At 43.6% G+C, this 17,992-nt stretch carries 13 protein-coding genes and 2 pseudogenes; 7 read left to right on the top strand and 8 right to left on the bottom strand.

The window, feature by feature from the left end; all coding sequences use genetic code 11:
• Positions 1 to 320: 320 nt before the first annotated feature.
• A complete protein-coding gene (locus Y696_RS06260) occupies positions 321 to 749 on the bottom strand; it encodes a C-GCAxxG-C-C family protein (RefSeq protein ID WP_006486512.1) in 429 nt (142 codons plus the stop codon).
• Positions 750 to 857: 108 nt separating this feature from the next.
• On the opposite strand from Y696_RS06260, the gene Y696_RS06255 reads away from it, so the two are divergent.
• Both Y696_RS06255 and Y696_RS06250 read left to right on the top strand, forming a co-directional pair.
• Positions 858 to 2,021, top strand: coding sequence for an amidohydrolase (locus Y696_RS06255; protein ID WP_006486510.1), 1,164 nt, complete (start codon positions 858 to 860; stop codon positions 2,019 to 2,021).
• A 1,191-nt stretch (positions 2,022 to 3,212) separates the two neighbouring features.
• Positions 3,213 to 4,604, top strand: coding sequence for an ATP-binding protein (locus tag Y696_RS06250; protein ID WP_121509998.1), 1,392 nt, complete (start codon positions 3,213 to 3,215; stop codon positions 4,602 to 4,604).
• A 1,442-nt stretch (positions 4,605 to 6,046) separates the two neighbouring features.
• Here Y696_RS06250 and Y696_RS06240 read toward each other — a convergent pair.
• Together Y696_RS06240 and Y696_RS06235 are read right to left on the bottom strand one after the other, a co-directional pair.
• Positions 6,047 to 7,354, bottom strand: coding sequence for a nucleotide sugar dehydrogenase (locus Y696_RS06240; protein ID WP_121509996.1), 1,308 nt, complete (start codon positions 7,352 to 7,354; stop codon positions 6,047 to 6,049).
• Positions 7,347 to 8,018: a winged helix-turn-helix domain-containing protein gene (locus Y696_RS06235; protein WP_121509995.1), complete on the bottom strand. Its 672-nt coding sequence runs from the start codon at positions 8,016 to 8,018 to the stop codon at positions 7,347 to 7,349. Before Y696_RS06235 ends, Y696_RS06240 begins: the two co-directional genes overlap by 8 nt.
• A gap of 187 nt (positions 8,019 to 8,205) precedes the next feature.
• Here Y696_RS06235 and Y696_RS06230 point away from each other — a divergent pair, with 187 nt between their 5' ends.
• From Y696_RS06230 to Y696_RS06205, 5 genes and pseudogenes are all read left to right on the top strand, one after another.
• The gene (locus Y696_RS06230) at positions 8,206 to 9,222 is read left to right on the top strand and encodes a glycosyltransferase family 2 protein (protein WP_121510000.1); all 1,017 of its coding nucleotides are present in this window, start codon (positions 8,206 to 8,208) and stop codon (positions 9,220 to 9,222) included.
• A gap of 11 nt (positions 9,223 to 9,233) precedes the next feature.
• Positions 9,234 to 10,067: a glycosyltransferase gene (locus Y696_RS06225; protein ID WP_259459866.1), complete on the top strand. Its 834-nt coding sequence runs from the start codon at positions 9,234 to 9,236 to the stop codon at positions 10,065 to 10,067.
• Positions 10,068 to 10,080: 13 nt separating this feature from the next.
• Positions 10,081 to 11,073 (top strand): glycosyltransferase family A protein, encoded by a 993-nt coding sequence (locus Y696_RS06220; RefSeq protein WP_121509993.1) that lies wholly within the window; start codon positions 10,081 to 10,083, stop codon positions 11,071 to 11,073.
• A gap of 15 nt (positions 11,074 to 11,088) precedes the next feature.
• Entirely contained in the window at positions 11,089 to 11,964 is an 876-nt protein-coding gene (locus Y696_RS06215) for a beta-1,6-N-acetylglucosaminyltransferase (RefSeq protein ID WP_121509992.1), read from the top strand.
• 323 nt (positions 11,965 to 12,287) lie between these two features.
• Positions 12,288 to 12,662 (top strand): annotated as a pseudogene (locus Y696_RS06205) (alpha-1,2-fucosyltransferase); the annotation flags it as partial.
• Here the strand turns inward: Y696_RS06205 and Y696_RS14270 are convergent.
• The 5 genes and pseudogenes from Y696_RS14270 to Y696_RS06180 all read right to left on the bottom strand — a co-directional run bounded on the left by Y696_RS14270 (position 12,628) and on the right by Y696_RS06180 (position 17,505).
• Positions 12,628 to 12,738, bottom strand: coding sequence for a hypothetical protein (locus Y696_RS14270; protein ID WP_259459864.1), 111 nt, complete (start codon positions 12,736 to 12,738; stop codon positions 12,628 to 12,630). The pseudogene Y696_RS06205 and the gene Y696_RS14270 sit on opposite strands and share 35 nt — an antisense overlap.
• 424 nt (positions 12,739 to 13,162) lie before the next feature.
• Positions 13,163 to 13,354 (bottom strand): annotated as a pseudogene (locus Y696_RS14480) (HNH endonuclease); the annotation flags it as partial.
• A 79-nt stretch (positions 13,355 to 13,433) separates the two neighbouring features.
• Entirely contained in the window at positions 13,434 to 14,870 is a 1,437-nt protein-coding gene (locus Y696_RS06190) for a Coenzyme F420 hydrogenase/dehydrogenase, beta subunit C-terminal domain (protein WP_147431774.1), read from the bottom strand.
• Entirely contained in the window at positions 14,842 to 16,269 is a 1,428-nt protein-coding gene (locus Y696_RS06185) for a lipopolysaccharide biosynthesis protein (protein WP_121509988.1), read from the bottom strand. Before Y696_RS06185 ends, Y696_RS06190 begins: the two co-directional genes overlap by 29 nt.
• Entirely contained in the window at positions 16,270 to 17,505 is a 1,236-nt protein-coding gene (locus tag Y696_RS06180; RefSeq protein WP_259459865.1) for a polysaccharide pyruvyl transferase family protein, read from the bottom strand.
• Positions 17,506 to 17,992 lie beyond the last annotated feature (487 nt).

Here is a 17,992-nt window from a genome sequence, read left to right as displayed (position 1 = left end):
ATAATCAAGGGTCAGACCGTCCGAATTAGCCGACAAATTAGCCTGAACTTGATTCAGCATCCCGCTCTTCATAAACCGGTTCTTATAACACGCTTCTACAACCCGATCTTTATAACCCGCACTTTATAACCCGTTCCTAGACGCTGCTCTTTCGCGGCATAGCCGGAACTGGCCTCGCCGAAGGCGAGACTGGCCAGGCTGAGCATACTGGTTCTGAAAATCCTCCCCGCGAAGCGGGCATTGCGACCTGGCGTGGTCTTCGCCAGCCTTGCGTCCGCCGATGATCTTCGGCGCCTTGCGTCGAATGTTTTATGGAAGACTCACTTCGCTCTGTACGTAATCTCTCTCCTGTACTTTTGAATAATCTCTTCGAGAACCCGAGCCGCCATTCGTACAGTTGTTTCACATCCGATCACAGGATCACGGTACTTGTCTCTTAGCACTGAGCATTCGAGATGACCGTATCTCTTCTCGAATTCGGCAATGAACTCCTCTGCTATTCGTTTCATTCTTTCTTGTTTTTCATAGATCTCGCTGTTGAAGAGGATTCCAAGTACTGCAAGTGAACCTGTGACGGCTCCGCAGATACTCTTGATTCTCATGCCTCCTCCGAAGGCGCCCATCGTGAAGAAGGCCTCCTGGGGCAGGTCAAGGCCGTACTCATCGTTCGCTCCATATACCATTGCCTCTGCGCAGTTCCTCTCCACATCGTTTCTCGAATACTGTTTTCCAACCGCATCCTCAAGCATATTTATTCCCTTCCTAAAGCCTTGTTGAAATCAAAGGCAGTCATAAGTTTCCGATACGTATCACTTCTGATACAATTATTGTATAACTTTCAATAAAGGAGGACCTGTATGTCAATACTACTAAAGAACGGGACTATTTACCCCATCACTTCTGAGTCCTTCGTAGGTGATATTTTGATGAACAAGGGAAAGATCGAACGGATAGGACAAGGACTCGAAGAGCCTGGGGCTGAAGTTATCGATGTTTCGGGCAAGTACGTATTTCCGGGATTCATTGATGCCCACTCACACATTGGTATTTACGAAGAGGGGGTTGGGGGCTACTATGGTGACGGAAACGAAGCGACGGATCCCCTTACTCCGGATGTCTCCGTTGTCGATGCGTTCAATCCCCAGGACACAGCAATAAAACGGGCATTGTCCGGAGGTGTTACTACAGTCATGGTAGTTCCCGGCAGCGCCAATCCAGTTGGAGGACAGGGTGCTATCTTCAAGTTCAAGAAAACTCTGATAGTTGATGACATGGTCGTTCGTTCCCCGGCGGGGCTGAAAATGGCAACCGGCGAGAACCCAAAGAGAGTCTACGGTGAGGGTTTCAAGAAAACTCCTTCCACGAGACTGGGAACGGCAGCTGTTATCCGTGGCTACTTCCAGAAGGTTAGAGCCTATATGGACAAGAAGAAGGCAGCCGAAAAAGAGGGAAAGCCTTTCACGGATTTTGACCCGAAACTAGAAGTCGGGGAAAAGGTACTGAGAAAAGAGATCCCCGCTAGAATTCACGCTCACAGACAGGACGATATTCTCACAGCAATCAGGCTCTCAAAGGAGTTTGATTTCGATCTAGTAATCGAACACGCGACGGAAGGTTATAAGATTGTCGATTTTCTCAAAGAAAACAATGTGCCGGTAGTTCTTGGGCCAATCTTCGGATTCAGGACTAAGCTTGAACTTAAGGATATGAGTTATGACGCTCCAAGGATACTCAACGAAAAGGGCGTTCTTGCAGCTTTCATGTGCGATCACCCTGTTATTCCCCTTGAGAACACGAACGTGCAGCTTGGCGTAGCCTTACGGTACGGGTCAAAAGAGGAAGATCTTTTGAAGATGGTCACCATAAATGCCGCTAAGATCCTGAAGATCGACGAAAGAGTTGGATCTCTCGAAGTTGGAAAAGATGCCGATATTGCAATCTGGACAAAGCATCCATTCAATCTGGCAGCCAAGGCAGAGAGAGTTTTCATAGAAGGCGAGGAAGTCTACAGCGATCTTTGAAGCACACACTTCCAGAAGAAGATCAAAGAAAAATTGTATGTAATCAGGATCAGATAGATTCGAAACTTCGCTGTACCGCGCTTTTTTGCCAGAGGTGATGGGGTTTCACACCAACGGAAATTAGATGTTCCGATTCACACTTCAATTTGGATCCGAGAGAGAAAAGTATTATAATAGTAATGCGGTCACCCGGAAGGGTTTCACGCACTAGGCCATAGAGCCTGCTCACGGCGAAAAGCCGTTGATGAAGACGTGGGAGTATTCCCACGCCTTCTTTATTTCTTCTCTTTAGTAGCACTCAAATTATGGAGTCAACTGAAACGAACGAGATGATAGAGAAGTTCAGATGAGCACATTTTAAAGGTTTAGGAAAAGCAAAACGTTCGCATCACGGGTAATTTGCCCAAAAGCTTCTTCAGTCAAGTTGCAGAAGTCCCACGGGTCCTAAGCCTTCCGCTGAAAGCTGCTTCACTTCCTTAGAAAATCTTTCTCGTATCAGATCATAGTCAGCAGTATTGCGCCCTGGCTTAATTTTCGCGAGAGCCGCTTCCCGGCATGGACTCTTCGGCCTCGCGCCGCGTCCAGATCCTGACCAAGAGCATTGTCAGGATGACGTTAAGAGAGGAGAGTATACTGCCCTGAAAAGATATTATTTCATCCCGTAATGTCACCTCACTGTCATTCCATAGAGCCTGCCCCTAAAGCCACTCACTTTGTCATCCCGCAGTGATCCTGTACAGGATCTCGCATTCAAGAACCGCTTCACGCTTAAGAACGAAAACCCGCTGATCGCTGTGAAGACAACGTTGTCAGTCAACGGTCCACCGTCCTCCGCATATTTTTTAGGCTGGCGTAGCGGAACTGGCGTTTGCGAAGCAAAGACTGGCCACCGAAGGTGACTGGCCTGTGTCAGCAGATTGGCTGATTTGTGCCCAAAATCCACCCTCCTTGTCATCCCGTAGTGCTTCTATACGGGATCTAGGTTTTCGCCATATGTATGACTGAGCGAAAATAGGGACTGACAATTCTCCTCTTGTCTGTCCCATTTTTCGCGTAAAAGGCAGAGATTCCAACCAGGACCTTTTTCGGGCGAACAGCCGTTCGCCCCTACAAGAGAACTGCACAGATAATGATATAATTAACTCTAGAGTTAGTAACTTACGAGTTAGAAGTTGTGTTGGAGGTTGTTAAATGTTCATCAACAGAGAGAAAGAGCTTGCTTATCTCAGGAAACTAATGAACAGCGGAAAGTTCGAGATGGTCGTTGTTTATGGACGTCGAAGAGTGGGTAAGACCGCTCTTCTAAAACAGTTCTGTCATGATATGGAAAGCATCTTCTTTGTCTGTGATGAGGTCAACGAGAAAATGATGCTGCGAAACTTTTCGGAAGTCGTTCTAGAGCACTTCGGCCAGAAAGACACATTATCTTCTTTTGAGTCATGGGAGAAGGCGATTAGGTTCGTTGCGTCCCAAGCAAAAGAAAAGCGTCTTCTCCTAATAATAGATGAGTACCCATATTTGGCGAATGCTAGTAGCTATTTCCCGTCTCTCTTACAGCGCCTTATAGATCATGAGCTACTTGAAACAAGGCTCTATTTAGTTCTTTGCGGTTCATCTGTGAGTTTCATGGAGAGTGAAGTGTTGGGCAGTAGGAGCCCCTTGTTTGGAAGAAGAACTGCTCAGATGAGAGTCGAGCCATTCACCTATCGCGAAGCCTCGCTGTTCTTTCCGGAACTGAGCAATGAAGAAAAAATTATCGCGTATGGAATTTTGGGGGGCATCCCGCAGTATTTGCAGAAGTGGAACCAGCATCTTCCATATAAAGAGAATATTGCAAACAACTTTCTCGATACATCGGCGTATCTTTATGCCGAGCCGAGATTCTTGTTGAGACAGGAACTGCGCGAACCTTCCCTATACAACACAATAATTGAATCAATTGCCCAAGGCGCTACTCGCCTGAACGAGATAAGCACAAGGGTAGGAGAGCCTAATGATAAGACTGCAAAGTACATAGCTACACTGCTGAACTTGAATATATTGGGACGAGAAGTGCCCGTTACAGAGAAGAACACTTCACGGAAGGCGATCTACTATATCAGAGACAACCTTTTTAAGTTCTGGTACACGTTTGTGTTTCCTAATCTCTCGCTTATCGAAACCGGTATGACAGAAGAGCTTCTGAACAAGAAGATCGCCGACGGACTCAGCAAGTATCTAGGTCTAGCTTTCGAAAATATATGCAGGGAATATTTATCGCACAAGAGTGTCAGGGGAGAACTACCCTTCAGAATTATGAAGTTGGGCAAGTGGTGGGGAAACAACCCGGCAACGAAGAAGGAAGAGGAAATTGACCTTCTTGGTCTCGGAGATAGTCAAGTAATAATCGGTGAATGCAAGTGGACAAACGCTAGAGTCGGCGTAGGCGAACTTGAGAGATTAAGAGAAAAGGGATCGAATATCGCTTGTCAAGAAAGGATATTCGTGATCTTTTCCAAGAGAGGATTCACCGCAGATCTGGAAGAACTAGCAGCAAGAGATGCAAGTGTTTACCTGGTGACCTTAGACGACCTCTTTGCCTGAAACGAAATTGGATCTCAAGTGGTTTCATTAGGGCAAGGTCTCGAAGGCCTCCTGCCGAAGGCAGCCTTGCGTCCACTGATGTTCTTCAGTGCCCTGCGTCCCGGCATGTTCTTTGCTCACCAACTTTTCAAATTCACGGATTCATCATCTTAGATGCCTTCAAAGAATAGATCCCGAAACAAGTTCGGGATGACAATGAGAGGGACTTCCAAAAACCGCTGTCCGGATAACCTTCTCAGTTGCATTGAAACCCTGAATTGATTGCCGGTTCTCTTCACTAGACTCCATACCCTTTAATCGGCAGCGCGCCCTTCACGTCATGAACTCGTTTCAGCATCTAGTTCTTGAAAGCCGCTGTCCGGTTGTTCTGCTCTTGTGACTTGCAACTTGCATCATGAAACCTGAAACCGTTCTTTTCGGAGAACGGAGAACCATTCAACGGTTGACCTCGCGCGGCGTCCAGATCCTGACCAGAAGCATTGTCAGGATGACGTGAAGAGCTGTCATACAGTAAGCCTATGCGATGTTGTTCCTTTAGCCGCCCTAAAATCCACCCCTTTGTCATCCCGTAGTGCTTCTATACGGGATCTGGGTTTTAACCCTCCTGCCGGAGGCAGCCTTGCGGCCACTGATGTTCTTCAGTGGTTTGCGTCCCGGCACAATCTTTGCATATAGTGCGACCGCCGATGCGTTTCGGCGCATTGCGGCTTTCGACTAAAATATGTTCTTGTCGGAGGACGGTGGTCCCTTGACGATTGACCTGAGAAGGGGTTGTCATTCCGTAGAGCCTGCCCTGATTAGCTCACCTTCTGTCATCCCGTGATGCTTATGCACGGGATCTATCACCTGAGATCCGCTTTTCGCTGCACGCTGAACGCTATAAGCGAAAATAGGGACTGACGATTCTTCTCACGTCCCATTTTTCGCGTAAAAGGCATGAGATTCCAACCAGGACCTTTTTCGGGCGAACGGCCGTTCGCCCCTACAAGAGAACTTCACAATCATCTTGAATTGTCATCCCGTAGAGCCTGCCCTGATTAGCCTGCCCCAATATGATCCTGTTTGGGGCTCCTGTTCAGGGGGTCTGCACGGGATCTCGCTCTTCAAAACTTGTTTCTGACAACCCGCTTTTATCAACCCGATCTTTCTAACCCGCTCCTAGACACCGCTCTTCTGCCAGGGACCTGCACGGGATCTTGCTAGTGCGAGACCTTGGACCGGCTTTTCGTTTTTTCGGAGGAAGGAGCATTGACGGACAACGTGGTTTCATAAGCGAACAGAGACTTTTGGCCCGAAGTGCTGAGACAATTCCAGCATAAGCAGTGGTGAAGTTTTCGAAATGGCCAAACGCTGTCATTCGTAATAAGCGCTAATTACGTAAGCAGAACACCGCCCAATTCTCTGACCCGGTCCGAAGATTGCCTTGCTCCCGCAATGATTTACTACAGAAGACTCACATTGTTTTTGCTTTCGAGACCCAGCTTCCTCAAGACGCTCCTAGTGTCTAGGATTAGCTGAGCGTTATCAACGATCAGTTCGTAGTCCACGTTCTTTATATGAGCGGTTGTTATTATGACTGCGTCCGAATTGGTAAAAAGGTCCCCTGTCAGTTTGGATGTCTTCCTTTTCGCACCTTGCCACTCGAACTGTTCAATGTAAGGATCGACGATATCTACAACGGCGCCGTTCTCTTCGAGAATTCTGAGAACATCCAGAGCGGGACTTTCTCTGAGATCAGAGATATCACTCTTATAAGCCAGCCCGACAAGAATGATTTTCGAGCCGTTGAGGCATTTCTTGTGACCGTTGAGTAGTTTCATCAGCCTTTCAACGACATACTCCGGCATCGAATTGTTTATTTCACCCGCAAGTTCTATCAGTCTGGTGTGATAGTCGTACTTTCTCGCGATGTAGGTCAAGTAGAATGGATCGATTGGAATGCAGTGGCCTCCTACTCCAGGGCCCGGGTAAAATGGCATGAAACCAAAGGGCTTCGTAGAAGCCGCATCAATTACCTGCCATATGTTTATTCCCATTCTCTCGGCAACAATAGCCATTTCGTTCGCCAGAGCAATGTTTACTATTCTAAAAGTGTTCTCAAGGATTTTCGTCATCTCCGCCTCTCTCGGAGAGTCGACAACGAATATCGGAGCGTTAAGTACTTTGCTGTAGAAGGCTTTTGCTAGGGAGGTTGATTTTTCACCGCAACCTCCGACAACTTTCGGAGTATTTCCAGTCTTGAAGCTCTGATTCCCTGGATCCACTCTCTCTGGACTGAAGGCAAGAAAGAAATCCTCTCCACAAGTTTTCCCGGCTTCTTCCAGTATCGGCTTCATGATATCTTCAGTCGTACCAGGGAAAGTTGTAGATTCTAGAACAACTAAAGTTCCGAATTTCATATATTTTGAAATCTCTCGTGAAGCATTGATAATAAATGAAAGATCAGGTTGCTTGAAGACATCAAGAGGAGTTGGAACGCACACTATAACAATGTCACAAGAAGCAATTCCTTTGAAATCAAGACTTCCATGTAGCTTTCCGTTAGTGACCAAGCTTTCCAGTTCAGCATCCTCTACATCGCCTATATAGTTCTTGCCGCCATTAAGGAGTTCAACTCTTTCACGACTTATCTCAAAGCCTGAAACATCAAAACCTGCTTTTGCTACCTCCACTGCAAGAGGAAGTCCAACATAACCCATTCCAATGATTCCGACCTTTGCGCTTGCATCAAAAATCATCCCGTCAGTCATTCACAAAACCTCCATTCTGGTCATGCTTCTTCAAAGAAACGCTGCCGTTTTCAGAAATCTCAAATACATAAAGCCTTTGGAGGCCTTTTTCCTCAGCTCTAGTAATTATCGAAGATGAGTGAGCAAAAGAGGCCACAATAATTGCATCGTAATCGGTTTCGATCACTTGCTCAGGATCGAACACCGGCACACCGCTAACTTCTTTTCCTTTCTTGAGAGCTGAATCATCAATAAAGCCAATAACTTCTATTCTCTCGAAGAACAAGATTGTTGATAGCATTGTCCCAACAATACCCGCCCCGTAAAGATAGACGCTGTCAAATCCATTCATGCCAATGAAGTCTAGAACTTCTCCGAAAACACTCCTCGATTGAGCGTAGATTTTCGCAACTTCAGAAAGATAGGCCACGGTAAGGTACTGGAGCCTATTCCTTCCCTCACCTTGCAGTACATAGCTCATTGTCCGTCTGTTTTCCCCTGCCTTCTTTATTAGGCCTGTCTTTTCAAAGTCATCGAGATATCTGTGAACCATTGAAGGGACGATCCCGATTTCTCTTGAGAGTCGCTCCTGAGAAATCGAAGGATTTTCGGCTATGGCCTTCAGTATACTCAGCTTTCGCATCTCTGGAGAGGGGTTGAAGAAACTCCCAAGTTCCTGATACATGGCAACATCTCCCTAAAGGATATTCACTCACTGAGTGAATGATAACATGTACATCTTTGCTCGTCCACAACTTGCGATCACTTTCATTGGCAAGAAGGTGAATTGTGTGAGAAGCTTCAAAGGAGATGTTATCATAATAAATGGTCATTAATATCGGAAGAGATTTTCGTGTTTGTGGGGAGAAGACATGTCAGTCCCATTCGTCTCTGTAGTAATTCCCGAAAGGAACGAAGAAGAAAAGATCTCGTTTTGCTTAGAGTCTTTGCTCGGTTCAGATTATCCCCATGATCGTTTTGAGGTTATTGTTGTCGACGGCATGAGCGAAGACAGAACCGTGGAGATTGTCAAGTCATTTTCACAACAACATCAGAACATAAAGTTGTTGTACAACGAAAAACGTATTACACCGGTTGCGAGGAATATTGGTGTTAAGGCGTCTGTTGGAGAATATGTAATGTTTTTCGATGCGCACTCAATTGCGTCTTTCGATTACATAAGTAAATGTGTTAAGCACATTCAAGAAACAGATGCAGACAATGTTGGCGGAGTTGTAAAGACACTGCCTGTTTCTGGGTCAATCTTAGGGAGGACGATTGCTGCAGTCTTAGCAAGCAGGTTTGGAGTAGGTGGGTCGAAATTTCGAACTGGCGTTACCAGCCCGGAGGAAGTCGACACTGTGCCTTTTGGATTCTACAAGAGAGTAGTATTTGATAGAATTGGACTTTTCAACGAAAGTTTAGTCAGGAATCAGGATATCGAGTTTAACCTCAGACTCAAAAGAAATGGTGGAAAGATAATTCTGTTTCCCGATATCAATCTAGTCTACTTCAGTCGGTCTTCTTTGAGGAGCTTTCTTAAGAACAACTATGAGAATGGGTTCTGGGTAATCTTTGCATCTCGGTATTCAAAGCAACCATTCTCTTTACGGCACATAATACCATTGATGTTTGTCCTTTACCTAGGTTTGGTGATCCTACTATTGCTATTACCTATTGCGCTTACGTTGGTTTGGGTTCTTCCTCTTCTTTTTTATACTGTTTTAGATGTTTTATTCTCAGTAGAGATTGTGCGGAAAACTGCGTGCTGTAAAGCTTTTTTCGTTTCTGCGATGATATTCCCGTTGCTGCATATCAGCTATGGAACTGGCTCCCTCATAGCTTCAGTGAAGCTGTTGTGGGCTAAAGTGATTAGGCACGGGAGATGAGAGAATTGAATGTGGATCTTGGTATAAGTACTATGAATAGCAGACTTGAGCTATTGATGGAGAAATCACTGACTTCTCTTCTTAAAGCTACTGAAGAATGCAGGAATACTCACTTCAGATTTCTTATTGTAGTTCAAGAGGTTGATAGTGAACAGAGTGCTCGCAGAGTCAAAGAAGTGCTTTCACATGTTACTGAAAGATTCGATACTGAAGTAATTCTGGATCGGAGAAAAGGTCTTTCACGAAGCAGAAATCAGATTCTTGAGAAGTTTGAGGGGGACTTCCTAATGATATGCGATGACGATATTGAATACAGAAAAGATTCACTTCAAAAAATAATTGAAATTGTAGAGTCCAGCAATATGGATTTCCACTCGTTTATGCTTTTTACGCCTGATGGAAAAGATTACAAGGATTATAAAGCATTTCCATTTGCTCATAACATGAAGACAATAGCAAGAATCAGTTCAGTTGAAGTTATTTTGAAGTCAACAGTAAAACAATCTGGAGTGGTTTTTGACTCATCTTTTGGTAGAGGAGCTCGTTGGCCGTGCGGAGAAGAGAACATATTCCTTGCTGATCTTCTAAAGAAAGGTTTACAAGGTTCTTTTGTGCCGATTAAGATCGGCAGTCACCCGAAACCCCTTGATGCAGATTCTATGACCAATCAAGAATTTGTCTGTAAGGGTGCTGCACTGACTAGGATCTATGGCAGAACGTTTTCTTTAGCTGCAGTGGTTTATCTCTGGTTGAGAAAGTCTGACGCATTGAAATTGAGGGATCTAAAAGCTTTGCTTTCAGGGCGGAGAGAGTACTTGAAGTTTCTGAAAGAAGAAAATGTATAGGCGGTGAAGACCAGTGGCAGAAGCTTATGTAAGCGTAGTAATACCTGCCTATAACGCAGCTCATACTATTGAGGCAACACTTAGTTCAGTATATTCTCAAAACATGGATCGTATTCAGATAATTGTCGTCGATGACGGTTCACTAGATAATACATACAGGATAGCAACTGAATTTGCACAGAAGGATTCGCAAGGCAAGACTTTCATAATAGTTAAGCAAGAGAATAGAGGGGTAAGTGCTGCACGTAACACAGGTATAGATTTGGCAAAGGGAAAGTATCTCTTCTTTCTTGATTCAGATGATTTGCTCGAACCTGACTGTCTAAGTGAGCTTTGCGAGGAAGCCGAACTGACAAATTCGGAGATTGTGATGTGCGGCTTCGATGAGGTTGGCGAGAATGGGACGGTCTTAACCCCTTTCGAACAGCATTATAGATTCCCTAATAAAGGTATAGATGGCACGAAACTGCTCAAGTTACTTCTAAAGAAATCAACAAAGATCTGGACCTCATCAGCAATATACTCATCGTCTCTAATCGAGCAATCTCGTCTAAGGTTTACAGAAGGAGCCAAATTCGGCGAAGACCAAGAATTTATATTCAAGGCAGTATTCAATGCACGCAGAACGTCCTGCTTGGAAAAGACACTTTCACACTACGTTATTAGAGAGCGTTCAACGATGAGAAGTAGGGGGCTTTCTCATTTTCACTATGTAGCTTCAATGCTTAGAGTCCATAACTATCTTGTTAAAAGCGGATCCAGTGAGGAAATTCTTTCTTTGATCAGGAAGAGCAAGATACCTGAAGCGTACATGGATGTATTCGCTCTGTTAGTGAGAGGTGGCAATAATATGGAAATGCTTGACATTCTTCATAGACACAAAGCGATTCGAAAACAGATTTCAAATACGAGCATAATGGTAGATTCATTAATGTGGCTTAAGTCAGTTCTCCTGCTGTACGCTCCAAAGATTATGTACTCTTATTGGCAGAAAACCAATCAGTGAACTGGGAGGGGTACTATGCTGGTTTACATAATTCTTGCCCACAAGAACATGAAACAAGTTGCTCGCTTGGTTAGGAGCATTGAACCGGACAGAAATATGATTCTGATTCATGTTGATCGCCGGGTAAAAGATGCTGAATACAACCTGATGAAATCTGATCTAAAAGAATACTCAAATGTGAGGTTCGTTCAAAGAAGAAAATGCAATTGGGGAAAGTTCGATCTAGTGGGTGCAACGCTGGATTCGATAAGAATCATAACAGAAGAAAGAGTGAGTTTCTCGTTTTGCAGTCTTCTGAGCGGGCAGGATTTCCCTATTAAGAGCACTAAACATATCGAGCAGTTTCTCAAAAAACACGCTGACAAGAACTTCATGAATTACTTCAGCCTACCGTGTGATTGTTGGCAGAATGGAGGCACAGATCGCTACAAAACCTATCACTTCAATCTCTTCTCAAACGCAAGAATAGACGAGCGCATATCAAGAATTATCAAGATCAGCCGAAGGATCCCCGCCGGTATACGCTTTTTTGGAGGTTCTCAATGGTGGACTCTTAACAAGGGCGCTGTGGAATATATAAATCTTGCAGTTTCTCATAGGCAAGAGTTCGTAGAATGGTTTCGGAATGTTTTCATACCAGATGAGATGTTCTTTCAGACTCTGCTAATGAATTCTGAGCTAAGCGAATCGATCGTAAACGACAATCTAAGATATATCGTTTGGCCAGGTCCAAAGGTTTTTGGAGAAGAAGATACTCGAACACTTCTTAATTCGGGAGAAAGCAAGCTTTTTGGCAGGAAATTTGATGAGAGTCTAAATAGCGGTGTTATGAGCATCATTGAGAGTCATATAAAGGATCATAATAGGGCAAGTACAGTCTTTGGGGGTTAGTCTAGTGATAATCATGCGTCTGAAGGGAGGACTAGGTAATCAGCTCTTTCAATACGGTTTTGGAAGAGCTCTTTCCATAATGAAATCTTCTCAATTGGTTTTTGACAAAACATGGTACTTTGTGAATGCCTTAACAAGAAGCGCCACACCACGAAGACTTGTCCTCAACAGTTTCAGGATAAGAGATTGTTCAATAAAATTAATGCCATTTAAGTACTGCCTAATGGAGAAGAGAAACCGTTCCGCAACATTACTTAGGAAGCACAAAATGATCTTCATCAACGAAGATGAATTGAAAAACACCGACGTTTGTTTTTGGCAAAACTGACAACATTTACTTTGACGGATATTGGCAACAGTACTCTCACTTGAAAAGGATAAGGAGTTTATTGGTTGAAGAGATTGTACCGAAAGTCAGTTTGCTAAGCGAAAATTGCGCAAGGCTAGTCAAAGAAACTGCAAATCCTGGGTCTGTTGCGGTTCATTTCAGAAGAGGCGATTATGCAACTGATGTTGGGACAAGAAACCACCACGGACTGTGCTCAATTGATTACTATCATTCAGCACTTGAATATCTAGCAAGGCGTATTACGATCAAAAGGCTTTTCGTCTTTTCGGATGACATTGAATGGGTCAAGGATAATTTCCTCTGCAGCTTGCCGATCACCTATATAGATGATTCATTAGCGTTTTCATGAAGGCGTTTAGTTCTGACTTCTTCTGCGCTTCTGAAAGACGGTTCACCAGCGCAGCCGTTCTGAAGAAACGAACCACCTTGTTTCGCTTGCAAGCTTCTAAACCGATTGCCTGAGCAAGCGATACTTTCCAGTACCAGCATTCCGTACAGAATTAAATTCTTCTTCTCGTCTACGAAAGATGCTTTCTTCAGTTCTTCTGGACTTAAGTCCTGAGGTAGTCGTATCTCTTCGAACGAGAAATCTTCGAATGTCTTCATGGCATAGAAGCCCGCCTGTTTTACCAGGCGGTTCTTCCTTGAGGTCTCACGGTTATCCAGAGCAATCTGTAGTATTTTCATAAGGTATTCCTGGTTGTTGTCCGCTTCTACCTCTTCAAGTACATCCACTATCTGTTCCTTCCAAGGCAAACTAGAGTCTCTAGAACAAGCCCACGCCTCGTGATTAATTTTCATCTTGTAGAGTCTTTCTGCTGGGAAATCACAAGTGTTCTTATCAATGAGTGAATGATGTGTTGGACAGAGTAGTATCGAATTGGCGTAGCTGTCCCTTTCCTCGAGAGTCAATCTACTTGATCCTCTAGGTCCGTCTTCGCTCCTCGCAACGATGTGAGCTTGCTCGCCAATCACGTGAAACTGATAACTCGTGGAACTATCCACAGTGAGTCTTTGTTTACAACTGGGAAAAGCGCACATTCCACCAGAACGACTCCAAAGCAGTTTAAGATCCTTCTCTGAAATTGACAAAATGACCTCCCGATAATTGGAATCAAGACTAACGCTTAATCAGTTTTCTCAAAGAACGCTTCGCCTTTGAGAGTGCTCTTGAAGCAAATGATTTTCTGTATAGCCTGTCATATTCCTGAAGCAAGGGTTTCATTTCGGTTCTAAATACTTCGAAATCGTCAGCTCTCAGAGCTTTTTCAAATGCAATGTGTGATTTCTCTCTTAGTTGCATCCGAAGAACTGTTATCTTCTTGTATCTCTCACTGATACCGGCGGTATTTGCCTCTACTCGCTTTGGAGGGTACCATTTGCCTTCCATTTCCAGCAAAGCAATTCTGTAGGCAAGCAAATCTCTACGGTGCCTGAAACCTGCCTCTTGAGATTTAACAACCACTCCTGGGTCAAGAACATCGAGCTTCAAAGCTCTTTCTTTGATGCCTTGATCAACAATCTTCTTAATGACTGGGTTACGTATGATGATGACATTCGTTCCGCCGGAATCAGTAACATATTCAGGCAGCCATGCATCACCAACTGAAACGTCGGCAGTTTCGCTCACTACATCATCGCAATAATCACAAGCTTTGTACTTGAAGAAACCATAGCCCCAATTATACCCATAGAAGTCGCTGGCTTTTTCCGTCAAGGTGACCATCTCACCGTTCTTCTCTCCGGAAATCCTTATCCCGTATTCACTAGCAAGGCCTGAGGGATATTTCCACCTGAAATCAATGGTACGTAGATCTTCAGGCTTGACACCTTTCTGCCAGGCAAGCATTTCCGAGAAGCACGATGATTTCAAGTGACCGCAAACCAGTCCCACAAAAAAAGTTACTCTGTCAGCGATTTCCTTATCACTAGTGCAAAGTAGACGCATCGCTTTGACGAAGCAAGGAATTCCAACAAAAGCATATTTCTTTCGATTCTTTCTCACTTCGTCAAGAACTTCAGAGAATTCAACTGGATAATATCTCGACTTCGCACCGTTTCTTACTTCTTCAAGATTGCTTGAAATACCATATTCAAAGAGAATTCCTTTCTTGCCTGAGGGCTTTACATGAATAACAGCATCGATTAGACGCTCTTCGAGCAACCTTGAAAGAATCCATGTAGCGAACCCTCCAGAACTGCCTAGTTTTCTAAAGTCATCTTCTATAACATGACCGGCATAGGTCTCCAGGTAAAAGCCAATGAATTCATTCCGTTTTATGTCCTCAAAACCACTGAAAAGCATTTCACCTAATTCCGATTCATTTCGTGACGTGAAGAAAGGGCAAACGTCGCTTACTGGAGAATTCAGTTGATCAAAGGAAGGCTTATACATTCCATAAGGATCAAGCTTATTCGTGCCTTTGACATCGCCTTCCGAAACACAAGCCCCACAGCCGATGCAATAACCGTTATCAATTACCTTTTCTTTCAAATCTCTGTAGGAGTGCATATTCATTCCATCACCTCTAGTCCTTCTTATTCTTTCCTCTTTCACAAAATGCAATCCAGACTTTCTTCAACACGGCTCCTATTGATTTTCCCTCAAGTATGATGAATACGATCAAACAAACTATCTGAATCAAAGCTCCTACTAAGCCAAAATAGACCATCATTAGAGAAGCTAAAACCAAGGAAATCTCTACTGTGAGTCTTACCCAATCAATAGATACCGAAAAGTATTTTCTTGTCTCAATCAGCCTGGCAATCCACATTATGAAAAATGCCATAGCAGTAGAAATCGAGGCTGCTTGAATTCCAATTAACGGAATCAAGAGGAGATTAGTACCTATATTTGCTGCCGCTCCGATACCAGATGTTCTGAAGGCCCCACCGGTCTTCTTTGCGGCAAGATAACCTACACCGAAGAACTGTGAAAACGAGTGGAATACGGTACCTAATATCAGAAAAGGAACAAACCTCCAGGCCTCCTGAAAGCCTTCTCCTGTCATTAATATAACAAACGGCCGAAGTGCTAATGAGAAGGCGATGGTTCCTAGAAACATAAGAGTAGAAAGTGCTCTAAAGACGTTCGAATAGAATTGCTTTCTATCAGGGCTATTGAACTGATCTATCGACGATATTTGCCATGCCTGATAAAATACGCCATTCAGTACTGACAGGAGCATAGGAAACTTGTGTGCAACTGCGTAGATCCCGGTAGAAGAAAACCCTAAGAAAAAAGCCAACATATATCTGTCCGAAGCGCTCATTATCCACCATGCAAGTGCATTGGGAACTAGAGGGAGGGAATATTTTATCATCACCTTGATCTGTGCTACCTTGAAGGCAGAGGGTGCAATGTATTTTCCTACAGATCCGAAGAGGAAAAGAACTGCTGTAGAAATTGTTACAGCTATTATTTGAGAGCTCAAATAACCAATTACTCCCATCTTGAGAACTGCTACTAGAACAATGCCTGTTGAAGCGAATACTGCAGTATGAATAATATCGCTTACCGCAAATAGTCTTAGCCTCTGTTCAGCACGAATGAGGACCTTTGTTATTCCGTGAATTATGTCAATCAAGAACAACGCCAGGAAAGCAACGAGAAGTTGGCCTGAGACGCCAAAGTGAATAAAAACCGGTATGAAGCAAAGAAGGCATAAGAATCCGGCGGTTCCCACGGTTAGTGCTGAAGTGAAGATTGCTTGCTTCTCTTCCAGACTTCCTTTGTCGAGAGTGAAACGGAATACCGCTTCGACAATATTCAGGGTTAATAAAGGGAGTAATAGAGAGATCGAGGTCGTTATTATATCGATCTTGCCGTAGTCAGCCTGTGTCAGGACTCGAGTGAAAACTGGCAGCATGAAGAAAGAGATTGCCTTCGATCCAAAGGTTCCAATTGCAAATATGGCTGTGTTTTTACCAAGAGATCTGTAAGGACTAGAACTCATCTATAAGATTTTTTCCTTGAGTTTGTTAGCTATGTCTTCGATCTGATCCATTGCAAGCTTCTTGTTCTCTTCAACTGCAGGCTTTATCCTGGAGACAAGGAAATCATAATTGCTAAGAACATAATCAACCTTGTCCATGACTAGGTCGACAATCTTTCCTGACTCCCACAGATCGTCTCCTCTAGCTTCAATGATGAGATCCTTCATGCCCAGACCCTCTCCAATAACGCCTTTGTACTTCACACTGTAAGAAAGTGAAATCGCAGGCTTTCCCATTTGAAAAGTAGAAACGGCTGCGTGCATACGTCCAGTTATCGTGAAGAGTCCGTTTCCAAGAATTTGCCTTGCTTCTATGGGGAGCATTGCGTCGTAAATAGGAATGACATGTTCTTTCTGTTTGCTTGTTAGATTTTGTTCAATCTCTCTTATAACATTCCGATCGTCTGCTCCTTTAGGTTTTAGAACGTGACACAAAAGTACTATCTTCTTTGCTTTCAAAGTTTCATTTTCAACAAGAGAGTTCAGTATTGCAGTCCAAGTATTGAAGTATTCACCTGCCGATGAGCAGTATTGTCCAACGATACCTGAAGGAACCAACGTAATGTATTCACCTTCACTGATTGAATACTTGCCAAGAATAGTTGATTTAATCTTATTCTCATTCTGCCTAGGCAGATCCAGCCAAGCAAGGTCTCTTGATTCCTTCACGTTACTCAATTTCAGATCCCTTATTAGATAATCAAAAGTAAGCGGATCACGCGAATATATATGGCAATTCCGTAAGTATCGCTTTGCAAGTGGAACTCTCCACGAGTGGAAAGGACCGATTGTTTGACCCAACAAAAATGTGTTAACTGACTTTGAAAGACTCATGAGTCGATAGAGTTCAATTGCTATCCGATTGCCTGCATAGTATTCAGAGAGGTCGTCTCCTCCCAGTATTAGGATGGAGTCAACATTGCTTTCCCTGTACTTAATCGTCTCACTTTTTATTTGCCTATACAAATTGACCGCTTTTACAGCCTTGTTTCCCTTAGAGGGCTCCCTCTTTGAAATACCATCGATTCTCAATGGAGAGATGGCAGTAGCCAACTCCACTCTCTTTAGGTCATTCTCTGTTGAGAAATCACAGTAATACTCGCTACTCGAATTGAGCAGAGATTCAAGATAGAAAATGATGTTTTCAGCCATCATTGCAGATCCATAATTGAGAGTATTAGGGATGTGTCGAATCACTATCTTCAAGAGCTCATCTCCTTCGATCAGGCATACTATTCCTGTCATGTGTCTTAATTAGCAATTCACGAATGACAACAGAAAGCCACTTTTCACCATAATTCCAATAACTAACAGATAATCATCAGATAGAATATCGAAACAAACACATTCGAACAGTAAAAGTGAATTCGAAAGTTAAGATCTGAACAAAACGAATGTAACTGTAATGCAATCAATAATCTCTCAACTGGTTTGATACAATACTACTGACCTGTTGCACACAAATCAGCAAAATGAACAGAAGAGAACTTCTCTTTAAAATTATACACTATTACATTGTCTTGTTTAAGTCTTTCGTTGGTTGGTAACCACTCGCTAATACATTACTGGTTTCAAACAAAGAAAAACGGCAGGAGGTTGTTCCTTTCTTCCTGCTTCAGGGTGTGTGAGTAGTACAGTTCCAAGTTGTTAGTTGCAAGAAACAAACTTTGCATGTCAGAGGTCT

The sequence above is a fragment of the Mesotoga sp. H07pep.5.4 genome, from assembly GCF_003664935.1.
Taxonomy (GTDB): domain Bacteria; phylum Thermotogota; class Thermotogae; order Petrotogales; family Kosmotogaceae; genus Mesotoga; species Mesotoga prima.
This window is presented reverse-complemented; position numbering and strand designations above follow the sequence as displayed.